Origin of the sequence: Comamonas koreensis (genome assembly GCF_021026195.1) — a bacterium.
Lineage (GTDB): Bacteria > Pseudomonadota > Gammaproteobacteria > Burkholderiales > Burkholderiaceae_C > Comamonas > Comamonas koreensis.
The window spans coordinates 534,190-552,428 of record NZ_JAJNCT010000009.1 but is presented as its reverse complement, the minus strand read 5'-3'; the positions used below and the strand labels follow the sequence as shown (position 1 = coordinate 552,428).

The following is an 18,239-nucleotide window of genomic DNA, read 5'->3' as shown; positions in this document are numbered from 1 at the left end:
TGGCCTCCGCGCCGCACGCCATTGATGAGCCCCCTCACGATGGCGTGCTACACCAGCCGTCGGCTTGGTAGAGGCCGGTAATGCTCTCCGGCCGGGGGCGTTGTTGGTGACGGGTTGGAGTTTGTTGGGCAGATTTTCTGCCCACTGAGGTGCGCGGACGCAGGCCATCTCTGTGCTCGGCTTGATCTTGATCTTGATCTTGATCTTGATCTTGATCTTGATCTTGATCTTGATCTTGATCTTGATCTTGATCTTGATCTTGATCTTGATCTTGATCTTGATCTTGATCTTGCTTATGCATATGCCTGCGGCGCTGCTTGGTTTTGCTGGCCGGATTTCGCCCGGCGGGCGAGGTACTTTTCTTGGCGACCAAGAAAAGTACCCAAAAGAAGGTCGCCCCTGCTGCTTGCGACCCTTCGCGTTGCGAAGGGCAACCTGTGTCGTGGCGTTTGTGGGGTGTGCCGCGAAACTCTCTACGCGCCAAGGCGCTCCGTTCGGACAGACGCGGCAAGCTAGTTCACGATGCACTGGCACTCTTCGGTGCCAGCGCCACCCCTCAAACACCACGCCACAGGCGCATGCAAAAGGGGAATGCGAACAACCCAACAGCCAAATACCAATAGGCCATCGCTGCGCTCGGCCCCCCAAACTGGCCGAGCTTAGCGATGGCCTGCGTCTGCGAATCTCCCCTTCTGAATGCGCCGAGGAGCACAGGGTATGGGCTGGGCAGTTGCACCGCAGAGTGCAACTGCTTCGTGAACTGACTCACCGCGTCTGTCCGAACGGAGCGCCTACGGCGCGTAGAGAGTTTCGCGGTGCAGCCCATACCCGAGCACCACAGGTTGCCCGCAGCGCAGCGAAGGGACGCAGTCAGTAGGGGCAGCCTTCTTTTGGGTACTTTTCTTGGCTGAGCAAGAAAAGTACCTCGCCCGCCGGGGCGAGACCCGGCCAACTGCCCTACGCAGTAGTAAACAAAACCAAGCAGCTCCGCAGGCATTCGCAAAAGCAAGAACTTCAGGTGCCGAGCGCAGCGATGGCCTGCGTCTGCGAATCTCCCCTTCTGAATGCGCCGAGGAGCACAGGGCATGGGCTGGGCAGTTGCACCGCAGAGTGCAACTGCTTCGTGAACTGACTCACCGCGTCTGTCCGAACGGAGCGCCTACGGCGCGTAGAGAGTTTCGCGGTGCAGCCCATACCCGCGCACCACAGGTTGCCCGCAGCGCAGCGAAGGGTCGCAGTCAGCAGGGACGCCTTTGCTTTGGTTACTTTCATTTGGCGCCAAATGAAAGTGACTGAGCCGCCGGGCGCACATCCCGGCCAACTGCCCTACGCCAGTAGTAAACAAACCCCATAAACAAGCACAACAACCAACAAAACCGCACCAAAACAAAAACAAAAGCACAAAACAAAAAAACCGGAGCCAAAGCCCCGGTTCTCACTCACATCGACCAGGCAGCAGCTCGGAGTGGCCCGCGCTGCTGCCCAGCTGATTTAACGCTTGCGCATATGCAAGCCAGCAGCCGCCGCCATAGCCATCGCCAACAGCAGCAAAGCAACACGGCTATCCACTGGCACCCGCTCAGCGCTACCCACTTCCATGCGCGTGAGGCTATTCGTCACCGCCACAGGCACATCAGCACCCGCCTCCACCGTCACCAAGGCCTGGTCAAAGGCCGGATCTGCCCAGCGGTAACCCGATGGGGCATCGGGCAAGCCTGCCGACAGCGCACATTGCGCACCAGCCCGCACGCCACTGATCATGGCCGACGAGCTGCTGGGGTAGTCCAGCGTCACGCTGTGCTTGGTGCCAGCCTCGGGCAAGTCACAAGTGGCAGTCAGCACAAAGCTGAACGGGCCGGCGATGCCTTCTGGCACATGCGTGGTGGCGTTCAGCACAATGTTGCCCAGCTGTCTAAAGGGAGCGAGCACATTGGTCACCGTCACCGCCACATTGCTGCCGCCGGTGATCACCACAGCATCCGGCGCCGTAGGGGCCGCCCACTGGTAGGTGTCGGGCGCAGCCGGCAGCGGCTGGTCTTCCGTCACCAGGCAGTTGGCGCCGGCGGGCAGGTTGTCCATCGTCACTGCCGTATTGGCCGGATAGCCTGCGAGCGTAGCGGCGTAGGTGAAACCAGCCGTTGGCAGATCGCAGGTCGCGGTGAACGCAAAGTCGAAAGGACCGGCCACACCATCGGGCAAGGCCAGTGCCTTGTTGATGGTCAGGCTGCCCACTTGGGATTCGCTGAACACATAGTCCACTGCGGTTGCACCGGTGGGCACAACGATGCCAGTGATCGAGCGGCCCACCGCATCCCCCGAGGCAACACCATTGACGGTACCGGCTGTCGAGCTACGATTGCTCCAGCTCGCATCAGGCGCGATGCTCAAGGTCCAGGAGCCGCTGGCCAGACCAGGGAAGTTCGGCTGACCGTCCACCATCGCGCCAGGCGCAAAGCTGTAGACCCCATCCGCATCCGTCACCGCCGTGTGCGATGCACCAGCAGTACAGGCAGGGCCCGCTTCACAGGTCACTGTCGCCGTCACGCCCGCCACACCAGATTCGCCCGCATCGCGGCTGTCGTTCATGTTCAGGTCGTTGAAGACCTGCCCGACCAGGCTCGCTGCGGCCTGCCCGCTCAGCTGCACCTGCCCGCTGGCCGTCAGCACCAGGCCACCCGGGCTCAGCTCGCGGCCAAACACATCGTTGAACAGCTGGGTCGCCGGGGTCAGTGCCGAGGTGCTGCGCATCTCCAGGTTGGCAATACCGCTAAAGCCCGGCTGCAAGCCCAAGGTGGTGGTAAAGCGCAGCGCAGTCACGCCGGCAGGGAAAGCCGCACCCGGCGTATACGCGATCCAGTCCACGCCGGTCGACGCATCTTCATTGCCTGGCGTTTGCACAGCTGCTTGCACTGCAGCGGCGCCCGTCACGGTGTACTCGATGTCGATGGCGCCTTGGCTGGCACTGGCCATCGCCGCCTGGGCGCTCAGCATCTGCAACGGGCCCAGGGCCGTGGTGCCACGGCTGTCGCCATCAAAGGGCAGCACATCGACCATGCGCAACCGGCCCTTGGTCAAGCTGGTGGCATTGCCGAACGAGATCGCATAGGTAAAGGGCTCACCTGCCGTGATGCGCGTCACCGGGTTGGCCGGGTCGGTGTTGTCGACCGTGCCACCGCTCACCAGCGACTTGCTCATCTGGAAACCGCCCACCCCCGACACCGTGGTGCTGACGCGCTCAGTGCGGTCTTGCTGCATGGTCTCGGGCGAGATGTTGTCCATATCGCTGTAATCGGCCACGCTCAGATCATTGGTGGCCGTCACGCGTCCCACCAGGGGGTATGCACCCACGGGCGAGGTATAGGCAGCCTGCGCCTGGAACGTGATGGGCGGATACTCCGTAACATGGCCCTGGTGCACCCCGGGGCCAGCGGTACCGCCTGGGGCCGCCAGGTCACCCAGGCGAATCACCAGCTTGGCGGGTGCCTCACCGGCATCACCCGTACCGGGCAAGCCGTCCTGGCCCAGGTTCGCTTCGGTCAGGCTATGGGTTGCACCGGGTGGCAGCGCCGCAGCAATCGACGCTGCAACGGGCTGGATATAGGTGTTGGGGAAATCAATGGTGATCTCGACATTGCGAGACACACCATCCACCCCTGCCCCCACAGCGCCAATGGTGCGCGGCGTCACGGTGATCGGAAACATCCCACCAGGCGCCACGCTGTTGGGCATGCTGATGCTGTGCCGTGCCAGCGCCGATGCAGCCTGCACATAGCCGCCACCGTCTCCGCCAGAAGTCGCTCCATCGCCCGCATACCGAGAGTAGATCCGCCCAGTAGCCTCGCTGTAGTACTGCGTAAACCAGGCCAGCGGTGCGTCATCGGCCAAAGCCAAAGAAGCAGCGCCAGTGCTGCGCCTGAAGGGCAGCACCAGGCCAACCGTGTCGCCCGGCCGCAGGTCTGGGCGGTAGGCGTAGCGGACGCTGGTGATCGTATTGGCCGGCAGCGATGCGTAGTTGCTGGTCCACAGCGGGTTGCCATCCCCCGCCTCGCCACAGTTGGCCGCCTTGCGCGCATCATTGCTGGCATAGGGCTGGGCCGAGTACTCCAGCACCATGTCCGCCGGGGCTACATTCGGCAAATCCACCGTGGGCGGAAAGATAAAGTTCGGCAAGTTGGACAGCTTGAGGCTGGATGCAGCACGCAACTCCAGCAACGCAGGGTCCCAGGCAACGCAGGATTGCGCATCGGTGACTGCCAGCTCGGAACTGCTCTGGTTGACCAGGCCGACCGTGGCCATGAAGTTCTGGCCAGGCAGCATTTTTTCCGCACCGATGGTGTAGCCGTGGGCATCGCCGTATATATAGCCGCTGCCGTCAAACACCGCACCCCCATTGGGCTCCAGCAACAGTGGCTGGGTGCGGTCGATGACCGTGTTAAAGCAGCTTTGCGTGACATTCAGGTTTGCATTCGGCGCACAGCTGAAGCCAGGCTGGTGCCCCGGAGCGGGCGCGGCATTGGCCTGACCCGACAAGCCCTGTGGCGCAAAGTTCGTCAACTGCGCGGTAATCCGGCTGGTCTGGCCCGCCGGAAAATTCGGATCCTCAGGCACCCCTATTTGCACCACAAACTGCGCCGTCTCCAGCCAGGTATCGCCAAAGCCGGGCGCGGTCAACGGATCCAGAAAGTGGGTCGTTGGGCTGTTGAACAGCACCGTGATATCAGCACCTGGCGCAGACTGCGTGCAGCTCGCGCCCCCTGGGCAGTCCAGCACCACCGCACCGGGCTGCACCTTCAGGGTGGCCGACACCGGGCTTTGCAGCGCTTCGAATCCCTTGAAATTGCCGCTCGCAGGCCTCACGGCACCCAGGCTGATGGCCAGCGGCAAATTCCGCATCCAGACACCGGAACCCGCAGGGCTTTGTACACGCGTGATGTTGGGCACTTCCACCCGCACACGGGTGTCGGTCTTGGGCGTGGCAGACACCGTCACCGGTGCCGACGTCACCGACGAAGTGCCCGCTGCAGCCGTCATCGCCACCGTGGCGCCATGGGCCACATTGCCCACCCAGCCGAGCACCTGGAACGACTCCACCCCCGGCGTGCTGGGCTGGCGGTCGCAGGTCAGCACGGTTCGGGCATCGTTCAAGCTACCACCGGCGGGGCCATTGCAAACGCTGGCGGCCGTGGCGCTGGGGTCCCAGCGCATGCCCGCAGGCAGGGTCGCAGTGATGGTGCCGCTGCTGGTGTTCGACGCGTTGTAGTTGATGGTGTACAGAACCGTGTCTTGCGTACGCACCACCCCGTTGTTGCTGCCGCTGTCATGGCCCGGCGCATCGTCCGCATCAAACGGGCCACTGCCATCGGCTGCCACCACCGCACTGGTGATGGTGATGGCGGCATAGGCCGGCGCCGCCAAAGCGCCCATCGCGCACAGCCCCGCTAGCGCTAACATGGCCGGGTTCAGCTTGGCGCGCCTGGCTCGGCGCCCCGACGATAGCCGAGGCCATTGCACGCGGGTTTGGCTCCCCCCACCCCGCGTTGAGTTAAAGTCTTTGCTTATCACCAAACCTCCATTTATTGAAAACATCAATGAACTGGAAGTTTAATTACGGGCGCAATGAAACTTACCTTTTACCGCCTTTGTTAGATAAATATCAAATCAACGGCAATGGCTCAAAAGTTTCATCCCGCCGTCATCAGCCACTTGTGGCACAGCAGGCTCCAGCCCCATTGCCAGCGTTCGGCAGCGCTGCTTGCTGCATTCCATAATTTCCCAAAACCTACGTCAGTGCTGGCTTTCAAGCGAGTCCGCAGTGCAAAAAAGTTTTGCTGTACCTGGTGTCCTGCGCATTCACTCGGCTCTCAAAAAGGCCCCCTCCAGATGCAAGCCATCGCCAGCACTACCTGTAAGCACAAGCATCATCTGCATCTATTTCAATAGCACCTGCCCGCGCCCAGCGGGGCATCTGCGGGGCGGCGATTGTTGCGTTGGCTCTCAATGCGCACCAGCCACTACCCATGACCACCACATCTGGCCCAGGGTTTGCCACTGGTACCCTCGCTATCCACATACCTAAAGGAGGACCTTATTCAGACGGTTTAAGGTGTTAGCTTTTCAATACGGTCCGAGCGCCGTAGTCGGGCAATTGGTGCTTTCCAGCCCGGGGTTTTGGGGGGTTACGCGTTTAAGTTTGCTGGGCAGATTTGCCGGTCCGCTGTGGGGCCATCTCTGCGCTCGGCTTGCTCTTGATCTTGCTTATGCGTATGCCTGCGGCGCTGCTTGGTTTTGCTGGCCGGATTTCGCCCGGCGGGCGAGGTACTTTTCTTGGCGACCCCGGATCGCCGGCCGAAGAAAAGTACCCAAAAGAAGGTCGCCCTACTGACTGCGTCCCTTCGCTTCGCTGCGGGCAACCTGTGGTGCGCGGGTATGGGCTGCACCGCGAAACTCACTACGCGCCAAAGGCGCTCCGTTCGGACAGACGCGGTGAGTCAGTTCACGAAGCAGTTGCACTCTTCGGTGCAACTGCCCAGCCCATACCCTGTGCTCCTCGGCGCATTCAGAAGGGGAGATTCGCAGACGCAGGCCATCGCTGCGCTCGGCCCCAAAACTGGCCGAGCGTAGCGATGGCATATTGGTATTTGGCTGTTTGGGGGTTGTTTGCATCACCCCCTTTTGCATGCGCCTGGGGCGTGGCATTTGCGGGGTGGCACTGGCACCGCAGAGTGCCAGTGCATCGTCAACTAGCTTGCCGCGTCTGTCCGAACGGAGCGCTTACAGCGCGCAGAGAGTTTCGCGGCACACCCCGCAAATGCCACGACACAGGTTGCCCTTCGCCACGCGAAGGGTCGCAGGCAGCAGGGGCGCCTTTGCTTTGGTTACTTTCATTTGGCGCCAAATGAAAGTAACTGCGCCGCCGGGCGCACATCCCGGCCAACTGCCCTACGCCAGTAGTAAACAAACCCAATAAACAAGCACAACGGCCAGCCAACCAGCCTCACAAAGCCCTAACCCCAAAACACCCAAAGAAGCTATCCCGCATCCCCCCTTTTGCATGCGCCTGTGGCGTGGTGTTTGTGGGGTGGCACTGGCACCGCAGAGTGCCAGTGCATCGTCAACTAGCTTGCCGCGTCTGTCCGAACGGAGCGCTTTGAGCGCGTAGAGAGTTTCGCGGCACACCCCGCAAATGCCACGACACAGGTTGCCCTTCGCAACGCGAAGGGTCGCAAGCAGCAGGGGCAGCCTTCTTTTGGGTACTTTTCTTGGCTGCGCAAGAAAAGTACCTCGCCCGCCGGGGCGAGACCCGGCCAGCGGCCTACGCCAGTAGTAAACAACACCAATAAACAAGCACAACCGCCAGCCAACCAGACAAGGACAGCATCCTCCACCACCCAAAGAAGCTATCCCGCATCCCCCCTTTTGCATGCGCCTGGGGCGTGGCATTTGCGGGGTGGCACTGGCACCGCAGAGTGCCAGTGCATCGTCAACTAGCTTGCCGCGTCTGTCCGAACGGAGCGCTTACAGCGCGTAGAGAGTTTCGCGGCACACCCCGCAAATGCCACGACACAGGTTGCCCTTCGCAACGCGAAGGGTCGCAAGCAGCAGGGGCGCGTTTGCTTTGGTTACTTTCATTTGGCGCCAAATGAAAGTGACTGCGCCGCCGGGCGCACATCCCGGCCAACTGCCCTACGCCAGTAGCAAACAAAGCAAATAAACAAGCGCAACCGCCAACAAAACCAAGCAGCGCCGCAGGTATCAACCAAAGCAACAAGACTCAAAAAAGCAAAAGCACAAACAAAAAAACCGGAGCCAAAGCCCCGGTTCTCACTCACATCGACCAGGCAGCAACTCGGAGTGGCCCGCGCTGCTGCCCAGCTGATCTTTAACGCTTGCGCATATGCAAGCTAGCTCCCGCCATCATCAGCATCGCCAGCAGCATCAGCGCCACACGGCTGTCCACAGGCACAGGCACGGGGGCGGCCGATACCACCCGGGTCAAGCTGTTGGTCAGCGCCACAGGCACATCCGAGTCCGTGCCCACCGTCACGGTGGTCTGGTCAAACTCGGGCGCTTCCCAGCGGAAGCCCGCTGGTGCGTCTGGCAGGGTCTCGGTGATCGTGCACTGCGCACCGGCTTGCACGCCGGCGATCATGGCCGAACCGTTTGGCGGCGCCGTCAAGGTCACGCTGTGCACGGTGCCTGCGGTGGGCAGGTCACAGGTGGCAGTCAGCACAAAGCTGAACGGGCCGGTGATGCCGTCTGGCAGGGCCGTGGTGGCGTTCACCTGGATGTTGCCTTCCAGCCCCTTGAGCGCGTTGGTCACACCCACTGCCACGGCACCGGTGGCAGGCACCACCACGGGGGCGGGCACCGAGGGCGCTGCCCATTCGTAGTTGGCTGGGGCCGTGGGCAGGGGGGTGTCTTCCACCACCGTGCAGTTGGCACCGGCCGGTACGTTGGCAATGGTCACCTTGGTGTTGGTCGGGTAGTTGGCCAACGCAGCGGTGTACACCGTGCCTGCAGCAGGCAGGTCGCAGGTGGCGGTAAAGCCAAAGTTGAAGGGGCCCGTTACACCACTTGGCAGCGCCAGGGTCTTGGTCACTTCAATGCCGGCTTGGGCGCGCACCAGGGTGCTGGCCATGGTCGTTGCCACATCGCTGTTGGCCACCACGGTCACGGTCGCATTGGCTGCCGCTGGGCCCCAGTTGTAGTTGGTGGGGGCCGTTGGCAGGGCGCCTTCGGCCACCACGCACTGTGCACCAGCGGGCACGTTGGCAATGGTGGTCGAGGTAGCACCCGGGTAGCTCAAGCTGGCAGGGAACACGGTGCCGGCGCTCGGCAGATTGCAGGTGGCCGTGTAGCTGAAGTTGAACGGACCGCTCACGCCCTGGGGCAGGGCCAGCGTCTTGTTGATGGTGATGGTGCCGAACTGCTGGACCAGCGTGTTCGTCACACCCACCGAGGCAACACCGCTCGCTGGCACGGTCACGGCGGCAGGCACGCTCGGGGCGCCCCACTCGTAGCCGTTAGGTGCTGCAGGCAGCGGAGCGTTCTCGGTCACCGCGCAGCTGGCACCCGATGGGATACCGGGGATCGTCACCCGCGTGTTGGTGGGGTAGTTGGCCAAGGTGGCGCTGTAGACCGAGCCGGGGGTCGGCAGGTTACACGTTGCGGTAAAGCCAAAGCTGAAGGGGCCTGTCACACCGTCTGGCAGGGCCAGGGTCTTGGTCACTTCAATACCGGCTACCGAGCGCACCAGGGTGCTGGCCATCGTCACCGGGGCCGTTGCATTCAAAGGCACGGTCACGTTGGCGTTGGCAGCCGCTGGGCCCCAGGTGTAGTTGGCAGGGGCTGCTGGCAGGGGGCCTTCAGCCACTACGCACTGCGCACCAGCGGGCACACCGGTAATGGTGGTCGAGGTAGCGGTGGGGTACACCAGGCTGGCAGGGAACACCGAGCCGGCCGTGGGCAGGTCGCAAGTAGCGGTATAGGTGAAGGTGAACGGTCCGTTCACGCCACCGGGCAGGGTCAGATCCTTGGTGATGGTGATGCCGCCCAGCAGGGGGTTCAGCGCATTGGTCACCGTCACTGCCGCATTGCTGTTGGCAGGGATCACCACCGCAGCAGGCGTTGTGGGCGCTGCCCACTCGTACAGGGCTGGGGCGGTAGGCAGGGGGGTGTCTTCCGTCACCGTGCAATTGGCGCCTGCGGGCAGGCCTTCAATGGCCACTGCCGTGTTGCCGGGGTAGCCCAGCAAGGTGGCAGGGTAGGTAAAGCCAGCGGTGGGCAGGTCGCAGGTGGCGGTAAACGCAAAGTCAAACGGACCGGTCACGCCAGCAGGCAAGACCAGCGCCTTGTTGACCGTGAGTGCACCGACTTCGTGCTCGGCAAACAGGTAGTCCACAGCGGTGGCGCCAGTGGCCACCACAATGCCGCTGATGCTGCGGCCTACGGCCGTGCCCGATGCGGCGCCGTTGACGGTACCTGCGGTAGAGCCCACATTGCGCAGGGTCGCTGCTGGGGCAATGCTCAAGGTCCACGATCCGCTGGCCAGGCCTGGGAAGTTGGCTTGGCCATCGACCGTAGCGCCGGGCGCAAAGCTGTAGACGCCCGAGGCGTTGGTCACGGCGGTATGCGTCTCACCTGCTACGCAAGCGGGGCCTGCATCGCAGGTCAAGGTTGCCGTCACACCGGCAATACCGGTCTCGCCAGCGTCGATGGTGTTGTTCATGTTCGGGTCGAGGAACACGGTACCCGTCAGGCTGGCAGCCGCTTGGCCGCTCAGTTGCACCGAGCCGCTGGCCGTCAGCACCAGGCCGCCGGGGGCCAGTTCACGGCCAAACACGTCGTTGAACAGCTGGGTCGTTGGCGACAGCGGCGAGAGGCTGCGCATCTCCAGGTTCACCAGGCCGCTAAAGCCGGGGTTCAGCACCGAGCTGGTGGTAAAGCGCAGCGCGGTCACATTCGCGGGGAAGGCGCCGCCGGTGTAGGTACTCCACGCCACGCCAGTGGCTGCGTCTTCATTGCCCACCGTGCGCACTGCTGCTTGCACGGTCGCTGCGGGGTTCAGCGTGTACTCCACACCAATCGTGCCTTGAGCGGGGTCAGCCATTGCTGCATCCACGCTCAGCATTTGCAGTGCGCCCAGGCCGGTGGTGCCGCGCAGGTCACCGTCAAACGGCAGCACATCGACCATACGCAACTGGCCTTTGGTCAGGCTGGTTGCGTTGCCAAAAGAGATCGCATAAGTAAACGGCTGGCCAGCAGTAATGCGGGTAACCGGGTTGGCCGGGTCGGTGTTATCCACCGTGCCGCCTGCGACCAGCGACTTGCTCATCTGGAAGCCGGCTACGCCGGATACCGTCGTGCTAGCTACTTCGCGGCGGTCTTGCAGCAGTGCTGCAGGCGCGATATTGGTAATGCCGGTCCAGTCGGCAAAGCTCAGGTCATTGGTGGCCGAGATCAAGCTGCTCACTGGGTAAGCACCGACCGGCGAGATAAAGGCCGTCTGGGCTTGGAAAATAATGGGCGGATAGGTCGTTACATGGCCTTGGTGCGGAGCGGGGCCCACGGCACCGCCAGGTGCAGCCAGGTCGCCCAGGCGTACCACCAGCCTCGCAGGTGCTTCATTCGCATCACCCGTACCAGGCAGGCCATCGCCGCCCAGATTGGCAGGCGTCAGATCATAGGTCGCGCCAGGCGGCAGACCTGCAGCAATCGAGCTGGCAATCGGCTGGATATAGGTGTTCGGGAAGTCGATGACATACTCAACACCACGCGATACAGCATTGATCCCAGGCACAGCAGCACCAATGGTGCGTGGGGTTACCGTGACAGGGAAGATGGCGCCTGGCGCCACGCTAGCAGGCACCTCAACGCTATGGCGCACCAGGGCCGATGCGGCTTGCACATAGCCACCACCATTAGTACCCGTGGTCGCACCATTTCCACTGTAAGTAGACTGAATCCGGCCTGAGCTACCCGTGAAATATTGGCGGAACCATGGAAGCGGTGCATTATCGGCCAAGGCCAGCGAGGCAGCACTTGTACTGCGTTGCAAAGGCAAAGCTAGTCCGACTGTTTGTCCTGGCAGCAGATCTGGGCGATAAGCATAGCGAACACTGGTAATGGTGTTGGGAGGCAAGGATGCGTAATTGCTGGTCCACAGTGGATTGTTGTCTCCGGCAACACCGCAGTTGGCAGCACGACGTGCTGCATTGTCGGCGTACGGCTGGGCAGAATACTCCAACACCATATCGGTCGGCGCCACATCAGGCCAATCCAATTGCTGCGTTGTGTAAAAGAGCGGGCCAGTCCCAAATTTCAAACTGGAAGGAGCTCTTAACTCAAGCAAAGAAGGATCCCAAACCACGCATGACTGCGCATCTGTTGCATCCTCTTCTGAGCTGGGCAAGTTGCCCAGACCCATTAAGGCGTTAAAGGTTTGACCAGGCAGCACCTTCTCAAAACCCTGGGTATAGCCATGGCCATCGCCATACAAGTAGTCCGTGTTAGTTGACACTGCACCGCCTGTGATGCTCAGCTGTATTGGCGTACTACGATTGATGGGTACACCGATACAAGTTTGCGAACTTCCGATGCTCGTATTGGCTGCACAACTAAATCCGGGCTGGTAACCGGGAGCCGGAACAACGTTGGGTTGGGCAGAGAGGCTCAACGGTGCAAAATCGGTCAGCTGTCCGGTGAGATAACTCACAGAACCAGCGGGGAAGTTAGGCACTTCCGGCACAGATAGGCGCAGCAAGTAAGCAGTGGTTTGTCGCCAAGTCGATTCATAACCACCAGCTGCAGCTGCATCCAGATAGTGCGTGACAGGGGTAAGCAAGCGCACGATCGCATCAGTCCCAGGGCCACCGGGCTGCGTACAAGTAGCGCCACCAGTGCAAGTCAAAACTGCCCCAGGTTGCACCTTTAAGGTGACTTCCACCGGGTTCTGCAAGGCCTCATAACCCTTGAAATTGCCGCTAGCGGGCAAGGTGGAGCCCAAACTGATATACATAGTCAGATTGCGCTGCCATACTCCAGAGCCCGGCGCAGTCTCGGTCCGCGTGATCGACGCGCTTTCGTAGCGAGTCCGGGTATCAGTCTTAGGCGTCGCCGAAACCGTTACCGGCGTCGAAGTCGCTGTAGAGCCCCCCGAAGCCGCCGTCATCGTCACCGCAGCACCATTGCCCACGGCACCCACCCAGCTCAGCACCTGGAACGATTCCACACCGGCACTGGCTGGCGCGCGGTTACAGGTGAGCACGGTACGGGCCGCATTCAGCGAACCACCACCAGTGCCATTACACACGGTAGCCGCAGTGGCGGTCGGATCCCAGCGCATACCAGCCGGCAAGGTCGCGGTGATGGTGCTGCTGTCGGTGTTCGACGCGTTGTAGTTGATGGTGTACAGAACGGTGTCTTGCGTGCGCACAACGCCGTTCAGCGGACCACTGTCATTGCCGGGGTTGTTGTCGGCATCAAAGGGGCCTTGCCCATCGGCACTGACGACCACGCTGGTGATGCTGATGGCGGCATGGGCCGGGGCGGCCAAAGCGCAAAAGCCGGCCAAGGCCAGCAGTGTTTTACCAAGTGCGCCTAGTGCAGGCGCCCCCTCCTTGGTGGGGCTGTGGACGGGTTGCGCATGCGCACCCGGCCACAACAGACTGATGCAATTTTTTATCATCACAACTCCATCCATTGAAAATATTAATATTTCAGAATTTTAAGGGGTACTGCAGCCAAAGTAGCACTTGGCGCAACGGGAAGCACAAAAACCACCAAATCAACATCGGTTTAAGAAAGTTGACATTGCTGCAGCAATGGTGCAGCAACACAGGGTTTACCCAGCTGTTTAAATACCAAGCTTTGTGGCCGTTGATAAATAGCCAAAAACATGCGGATGCAGCGCCAGCATTTGCTGTGCTGCTAGCGCTTATGAAGCCGATGGCAGGGGCTTGGGGGTGTGGCGATCTGTTAACCATCGCCGCTGAAATCTGCTGGATAGCTTTTTCGTTTTAAGTGTAACTATTAGTTTATGTTCGCTTCAAACTACAGGTATTTCAACAGAAAGTATCTTAATGAAACAAACCTCTGCGACCTGAATTTTTACTGTATTAGCAACGATGTAGGGCTTGTTGAACAAGAGTAATTTCTGATCAAACTGTAATCATTTCTGACTACTTAATGGTTTTTTGAATTTGCTTATTCGGCTGCATCAATTTGTTAACTTCTGAAAACCAAACCCTTTGGTTTGCTAGGACAAATCCGCCTTTTTTGTGGGTTTAGCAGGTTGCTGAATGGTTTGGAGGCATGTGTTACTTGCCCTGCCCATAGGCCCAGCGGTTTTTATCGGGCGCAGTCGTCGCGCGCCGGCTAAGAGGGGCGCCGTTACTGTATGTAGGCGCCGCAGCTGCATTGAAAACGCTGGGCGTTAATGGCTGGTGGGGCGGTGCGATCTGCAGTATTGGCGCTGCTGAGAGGCGGCTGGCAGGGGCGGACGCTGCCAGCGCCGGCGGTGTAAATCCATCTCATTCATAGCCGTTAATGATTGATTTAATTGTTTTCTTAGTGCAAAGCTATAATTTGGGTATGCATGTCTTGGTTGCGCGCGCCCCCAGGGGGATGGTGCGGCAAGACATGCTTCGTTCAAGCCGGTGATGAAGCGAGGGGTGGCACAGCCCCCGACATGCCGGCTTGGCTACCGATTCACCCTTGGCAGGCTTGCCGCTGTTGAAACCCAAGCGGCCACCTGCCTGCGCTGCAGTTGCTGCTGACCCATGCCGGTGTGCCCACCACGCACCGGCACAGCACAGCAACCAGTGCCCATAACGCCTCCACGTCATGTACCTGCTGATCATTGCCGTCGTCATAGTGATGCTGAAAATCTATGAAGTTCCACCCGTTGATAGCTGGTTATGGCCGGAGGTGATGCTCCCCTCCTTCATGGCGCTGCTGTGGAAGCTGTGGGCCGACTGGTCGGGCTACAGCCGCAGAAGGGCCCGGGCCCGCAGTGCCCGCAGGCAATCGGCCCGGTATGTCAGAGACAAGGGCCTTTTCAAGATCAACGCCACGCAAAGGCAAATCCGCAAATAAGACAGGCCCACACGGCCCGGCAAACCTTACCCAGCCCGGTTTGCCAAGGAGACAAGACTAGATGCGAAGCCGCAGGAGGTGCCACAAGCGCTGCCGGGCTCGGTCGCCTCGGTCCCCGGCGTGTTTGGGCCTGCCTGCGCCCGCAGGCCGCCTACCTGGACGGGTAGCCGGCCACTTCCCTTCCCCCCACGCCCTATAAGAAATAAGTACCTATGCTCACCTTGATCGGCTTAGCCATTATTGTTGTCATCGTCGCCTTGCTGCTGACCGAGAAAGTCTCGCCTGTCATCAGCATGGTGCTGGTCCCCCTGGTCGGCGCGCTTGTTGCCGGCTTCAGCACGGACGAGATCAACGCCTTCTACCGCCACGGCATCAGCTCCGTCGTGCAGGTGGTGACGATGTTCATCTTCGCCATTCTGTTTTTTGGCGTGATGAACGATGTGGGCCTGTTTGACCCCTTGATACGTGCGATGGTGCGCATCACCCGCGGCAATGTGATTGCGGTGGCTGTGGGCACGGTGCTGATCTCGGCGATCGCCCAGCTGGATGGCGCGGGTGCATCGACCTTTTTGCTGGTGGTGCCGCCTTTGCTGCCGCTGTACCAGCGCCTCAAGATGAGCCCTTACCTGCTGTTCCTGCTGCTGGCAGCGAGCGCGGGTGTGGTGAACATGCTGCCCTGGGGCGGCCCGGTGGGCCGGGTGGCCACGGTGCTGGAGATGGATGCGGTGGCGCTGTGGCGCGACCTGGTGGTGGTGCAGGCCATGGGGCTGGCGCTACTGCTGGCACTGGCGGTGTTTTTGGGCCTGCGTGAGCAGCGCCGCATTCGCGCAGCGGCGCAAAGCGCCGACGAGGCTGCACCTGCGCCAGCAGCGGCCACCCCGGTGGACGACATGGCAGCGGCGCTGCAACCCCATGCGGCCACCGAGCTGGCCATACAGGCCGCTGCAGCCAAGGCCGCTGATGAGGCGCGTACGCAATTGCTGCGCCCCCGGCTGCGCTGGGTGAATGCGCTGGTGTTTTTGCTGACCTTGGCGGTGCTGGTGATGGGCGTGTTCCCGCCGGGCTATACCTTCATGATTGCGCTGTGCGTGGCGCTGGTCATCAACTACCCCAAGCCCAAGACGCAGATCGAGCGCATCAATGCGCATGCGGGCGGCGCCATCATGATGGCCAGCATCATCCTGGCTGCGGGCACCTTTTTGGGCATCCTGAAGGAGTCGGGCATGCTCAACAGCATTGCGGTGGCGCTGGTGGATGTGCTGCCCGCCGTGCTGCTGCCCTACCTGCACCTGGTGATTGGCGCCATCGGCATTCCGCTGGAGCTGGTGCTGAGCACCGATGCCTATTACTTTGCGCTGTTCCCGGTGGTGGAGCAGATCACCACGCAGGCTGGCGTGGCACCGACTGCAGCGGCCTACGCGATGATCATCGGCAGCATTGTGGGCACCTTTGTATCGCCGTTCTCGCCCGCGCTGTGGATGGGGCTGGGCCTGGCCAAGCTGTCGATGGGCCAGCACATCCGTTATTCGTTCTTCTGGGTCTGGGGGGTGTCGCTGTCGCTGCTGGTGGCGACCTGGTTCCTGGGCATCATCTAAACCTGCCTAGGCAGTCAGCCTTGGCGGGCTGCTTGGTTGGCCATCCGCACGGCGCCTGAGGGCGCCGTTTTTTGTGGGCCCATCTGCGGGGCAGGCCCCTTATCGGCGCAGCAGCCGGCCTGCGGCGGCGCGCACGGGCGCGGTATCTTCGGCGGCGGCCGGGCGCTCTTGCAGCGACAGGCGGAAATCGCGCGCATAGCCAAAGCTGGGCGCCGGATGGCGCGACGCAAACCAGAAGGTGGTGGAGTTGGCGATCTGCGGCGTGCAGTACCAGTAGGCATGGCCATCACCATCGATGGCCCACCAGCGCGCGTTGGCGGGCGCCTGGCTCCAATCAATTGCGGAAAAGTTCATAACTGAGCTCGACAAACAAGGGCATGCCCAACGCTGCTCCACAGACGCCCTGGCAATGGGCCGGTCTGCAGCATGGACATGCGGATTAAAAAAGTAGCAAGCATTGCGCCCTTGCGCAGGTTGGGTCTGGGCGCTGGGGCACCGAGCCCCTGGCCGCGCTGATGCACAACCAAGGGCCTGGGTCTGCGCCCAGCTTTGCGTGCCTGGCGCCATCCGCCACAGGCCCCCGGCGCGCAGACTGCGGCGCCAGGCGTGCGCTCTGCCGGCGCCCCAACACAAGACTTTTCGCACGGTAACTTTTGCCGAGTCCCGGGCTGCCCGGCGGAGGTGCGCGTGGGGCCGAAATGTCAAATTACATGATATATCACACCTATCAAGAATCATAGTTAATTAATTTAACAAATGTTATGTCTTTGGGGTGCCACAGCCTTACGCGGCGCCAAAAACACCCGGATCGGAGCGCCAGATCGGCGCTGTAAACCGGTGAAAACCCCATAAACAAAGGGATAGCGGCCGATAAGTCAGTACTTGTTTCGCGTCCATCCATTGCACATCAGGGGCAACGAGGCGGGCCAATCACCTTCAATTACTTACTTTTTAGTAAAAACTGCATAACATAGGAATTTACAATTGGATGATTTAATACGATTTGAAAAAATGAATTCATCATGACGCACGTATTCCAGCCGCAGAGATCGGCACCCATCCCAACCCTCCGGCAGCTGAGCTGTTTCAAGCAAGCTGCGGAGCACGCAACCTTTACCCAGGCCGCCCAGGCGCTGGAGATGAGCCAACCGGCTTTCTCATCAGCGATACGCGAGCTGGAGATCACCCTGGGGGCGACCTTGTTTGACCGTAGCATGCGGCGTGTGCGGCTGACGCCTGCGGGCGAATCCGTACGCGCCCAGGTCAGCTGGATGATCGCCACCTTCGACCAGGGCATGGAAGACATGCACCAGCGCCTGCAGCACCGCAGCCATGTCATCCGCCTGCACTGCATTCCTTCGGCATCGCAATGGATTGCGCCGCATATGGCGCGCTTTCAGCAGCGCTATCCGCAGGTGCAGTTTCAGCTGGACGACATGCACAGCGACACCTTGGCCGAGTCCATCACACAGGGCGATGCGGATATCGCCATCGGCCTGCATTTCGACACGCCCATGCACATCGATTCGCGCTTGATCACCACCGATGAGATCATGGTGGTGGTCTCGCAGCGCCACCCGCTGGCACAGCTGCCCAAATTGCATTGGCGCGACTTGAAGGACCAATCGCTGGTGATACTGCGCCGTGGCAACACCTACGACATGATTGCGGCCGTGCTGAAAGACCAGGGGGTGAACATGAACACGCCGCAGAACCTGTCGTCGATCGAGTCGCTCTACGCAGTGGTGCACAGTGACCTGAAGGTCGGCGTGATATCCAGCCTGAGCAAGCAGGCGCTGTCAGACCCGCAGCTGTGCTACCTGCCGGTGAGCCGGCCGCAACTGGCCCGCAAGATCTGCCTGATGAAGCACGGCAGGCGCGCCGATACGCCCTTGCTGGTGCAAACCTTCTGGGACATGCTCTGCGACGAGCTGGAAGCCCGATGAACCTGCCCTGAAAGCGCAACCCTCCAAGTCAGTCCAGGCAGCCCGGACGCTGCAGCTTACGACTCAACGCACACCCACAGACCACACACGCTAGCTAGTCAGA

General features: G+C 61.1%; 8 protein-coding genes. 4 read left to right on the top strand and 4 right to left on the bottom strand.

Annotation, left to right across the window (positions count from 1 at the left end; translation table 11 throughout):
- Nucleotides 1-34: 34 nt before the first annotated feature.
- From LPW39_RS10295 to LPW39_RS10285, 3 genes are all read right to left on the bottom strand, one after another.
- Entirely contained in the window at nt 35-301 is a 267-nt protein-coding gene (locus LPW39_RS10295; protein WP_230774237.1) for a hypothetical protein, read from the bottom strand.
- A gap of 1,190 nt (nt 302-1,491) precedes the next feature.
- Nucleotides 1,492-5,451: a DUF5979 domain-containing protein gene (locus LPW39_RS10290; RefSeq protein WP_230774236.1), complete on the bottom strand. Its 3,960-nt coding sequence runs from the start codon at nt 5,449-5,451 to the stop codon at nt 1,492-1,494.
- A gap of 2,428 nt (nt 5,452-7,879) precedes the next feature.
- On the bottom strand, nt 7,880-11,407 hold the full coding sequence (locus LPW39_RS10285) for a DUF5979 domain-containing protein (RefSeq protein WP_230774234.1): 3,528 nt from the start codon (nt 11,405-11,407) through the stop codon (nt 7,880-7,882).
- A gap of 1,279 nt (nt 11,408-12,686) precedes the next feature.
- Here LPW39_RS10285 and LPW39_RS10280 point away from each other — a divergent pair.
- From LPW39_RS10280 to LPW39_RS10270, 3 genes are all read left to right on the top strand, one after another.
- A complete protein-coding gene (locus tag LPW39_RS10280) occupies nt 12,687-12,899 on the top strand; it encodes a hypothetical protein (protein WP_230774233.1) in 213 nt (70 codons plus the stop codon).
- A gap of 1,444 nt (nt 12,900-14,343) precedes the next feature.
- Nucleotides 14,344-14,595, top strand: a complete 252-nt coding sequence (locus LPW39_RS10275) for a TIGR04438 family Trp-rich protein (protein ID WP_230774231.1) — start codon at nt 14,344-14,346, stop codon at nt 14,593-14,595.
- Nucleotides 14,596-14,807: 212 nt separating this feature from the next.
- Nucleotides 14,808-16,190: a CitMHS family transporter gene (locus tag LPW39_RS10270; protein ID WP_230774230.1), complete on the top strand. Its 1,383-nt coding sequence runs from the start codon at nt 14,808-14,810 to the stop codon at nt 16,188-16,190.
- A 99-nt stretch (nt 16,191-16,289) separates the two neighbouring features.
- Here LPW39_RS10270 and LPW39_RS10265 read toward each other — a convergent pair whose 3' ends face one another.
- Complete coding sequence (locus LPW39_RS10265; RefSeq protein WP_230774228.1) at nt 16,290-16,544, bottom strand: hypothetical protein; 255 nt, start codon at nt 16,542-16,544, stop codon at nt 16,290-16,292.
- A 668-nt stretch (nt 16,545-17,212) separates the two neighbouring features.
- Here LPW39_RS10265 and LPW39_RS10260 point away from each other — a divergent pair.
- On the top strand, nt 17,213-18,136 hold the full coding sequence (locus LPW39_RS10260) for a LysR family transcriptional regulator (protein WP_230774227.1): 924 nt from the start codon (nt 17,213-17,215) through the stop codon (nt 18,134-18,136).
- The last annotated feature ends 103 nt before the right edge of the window (nt 18,137-18,239 follow it).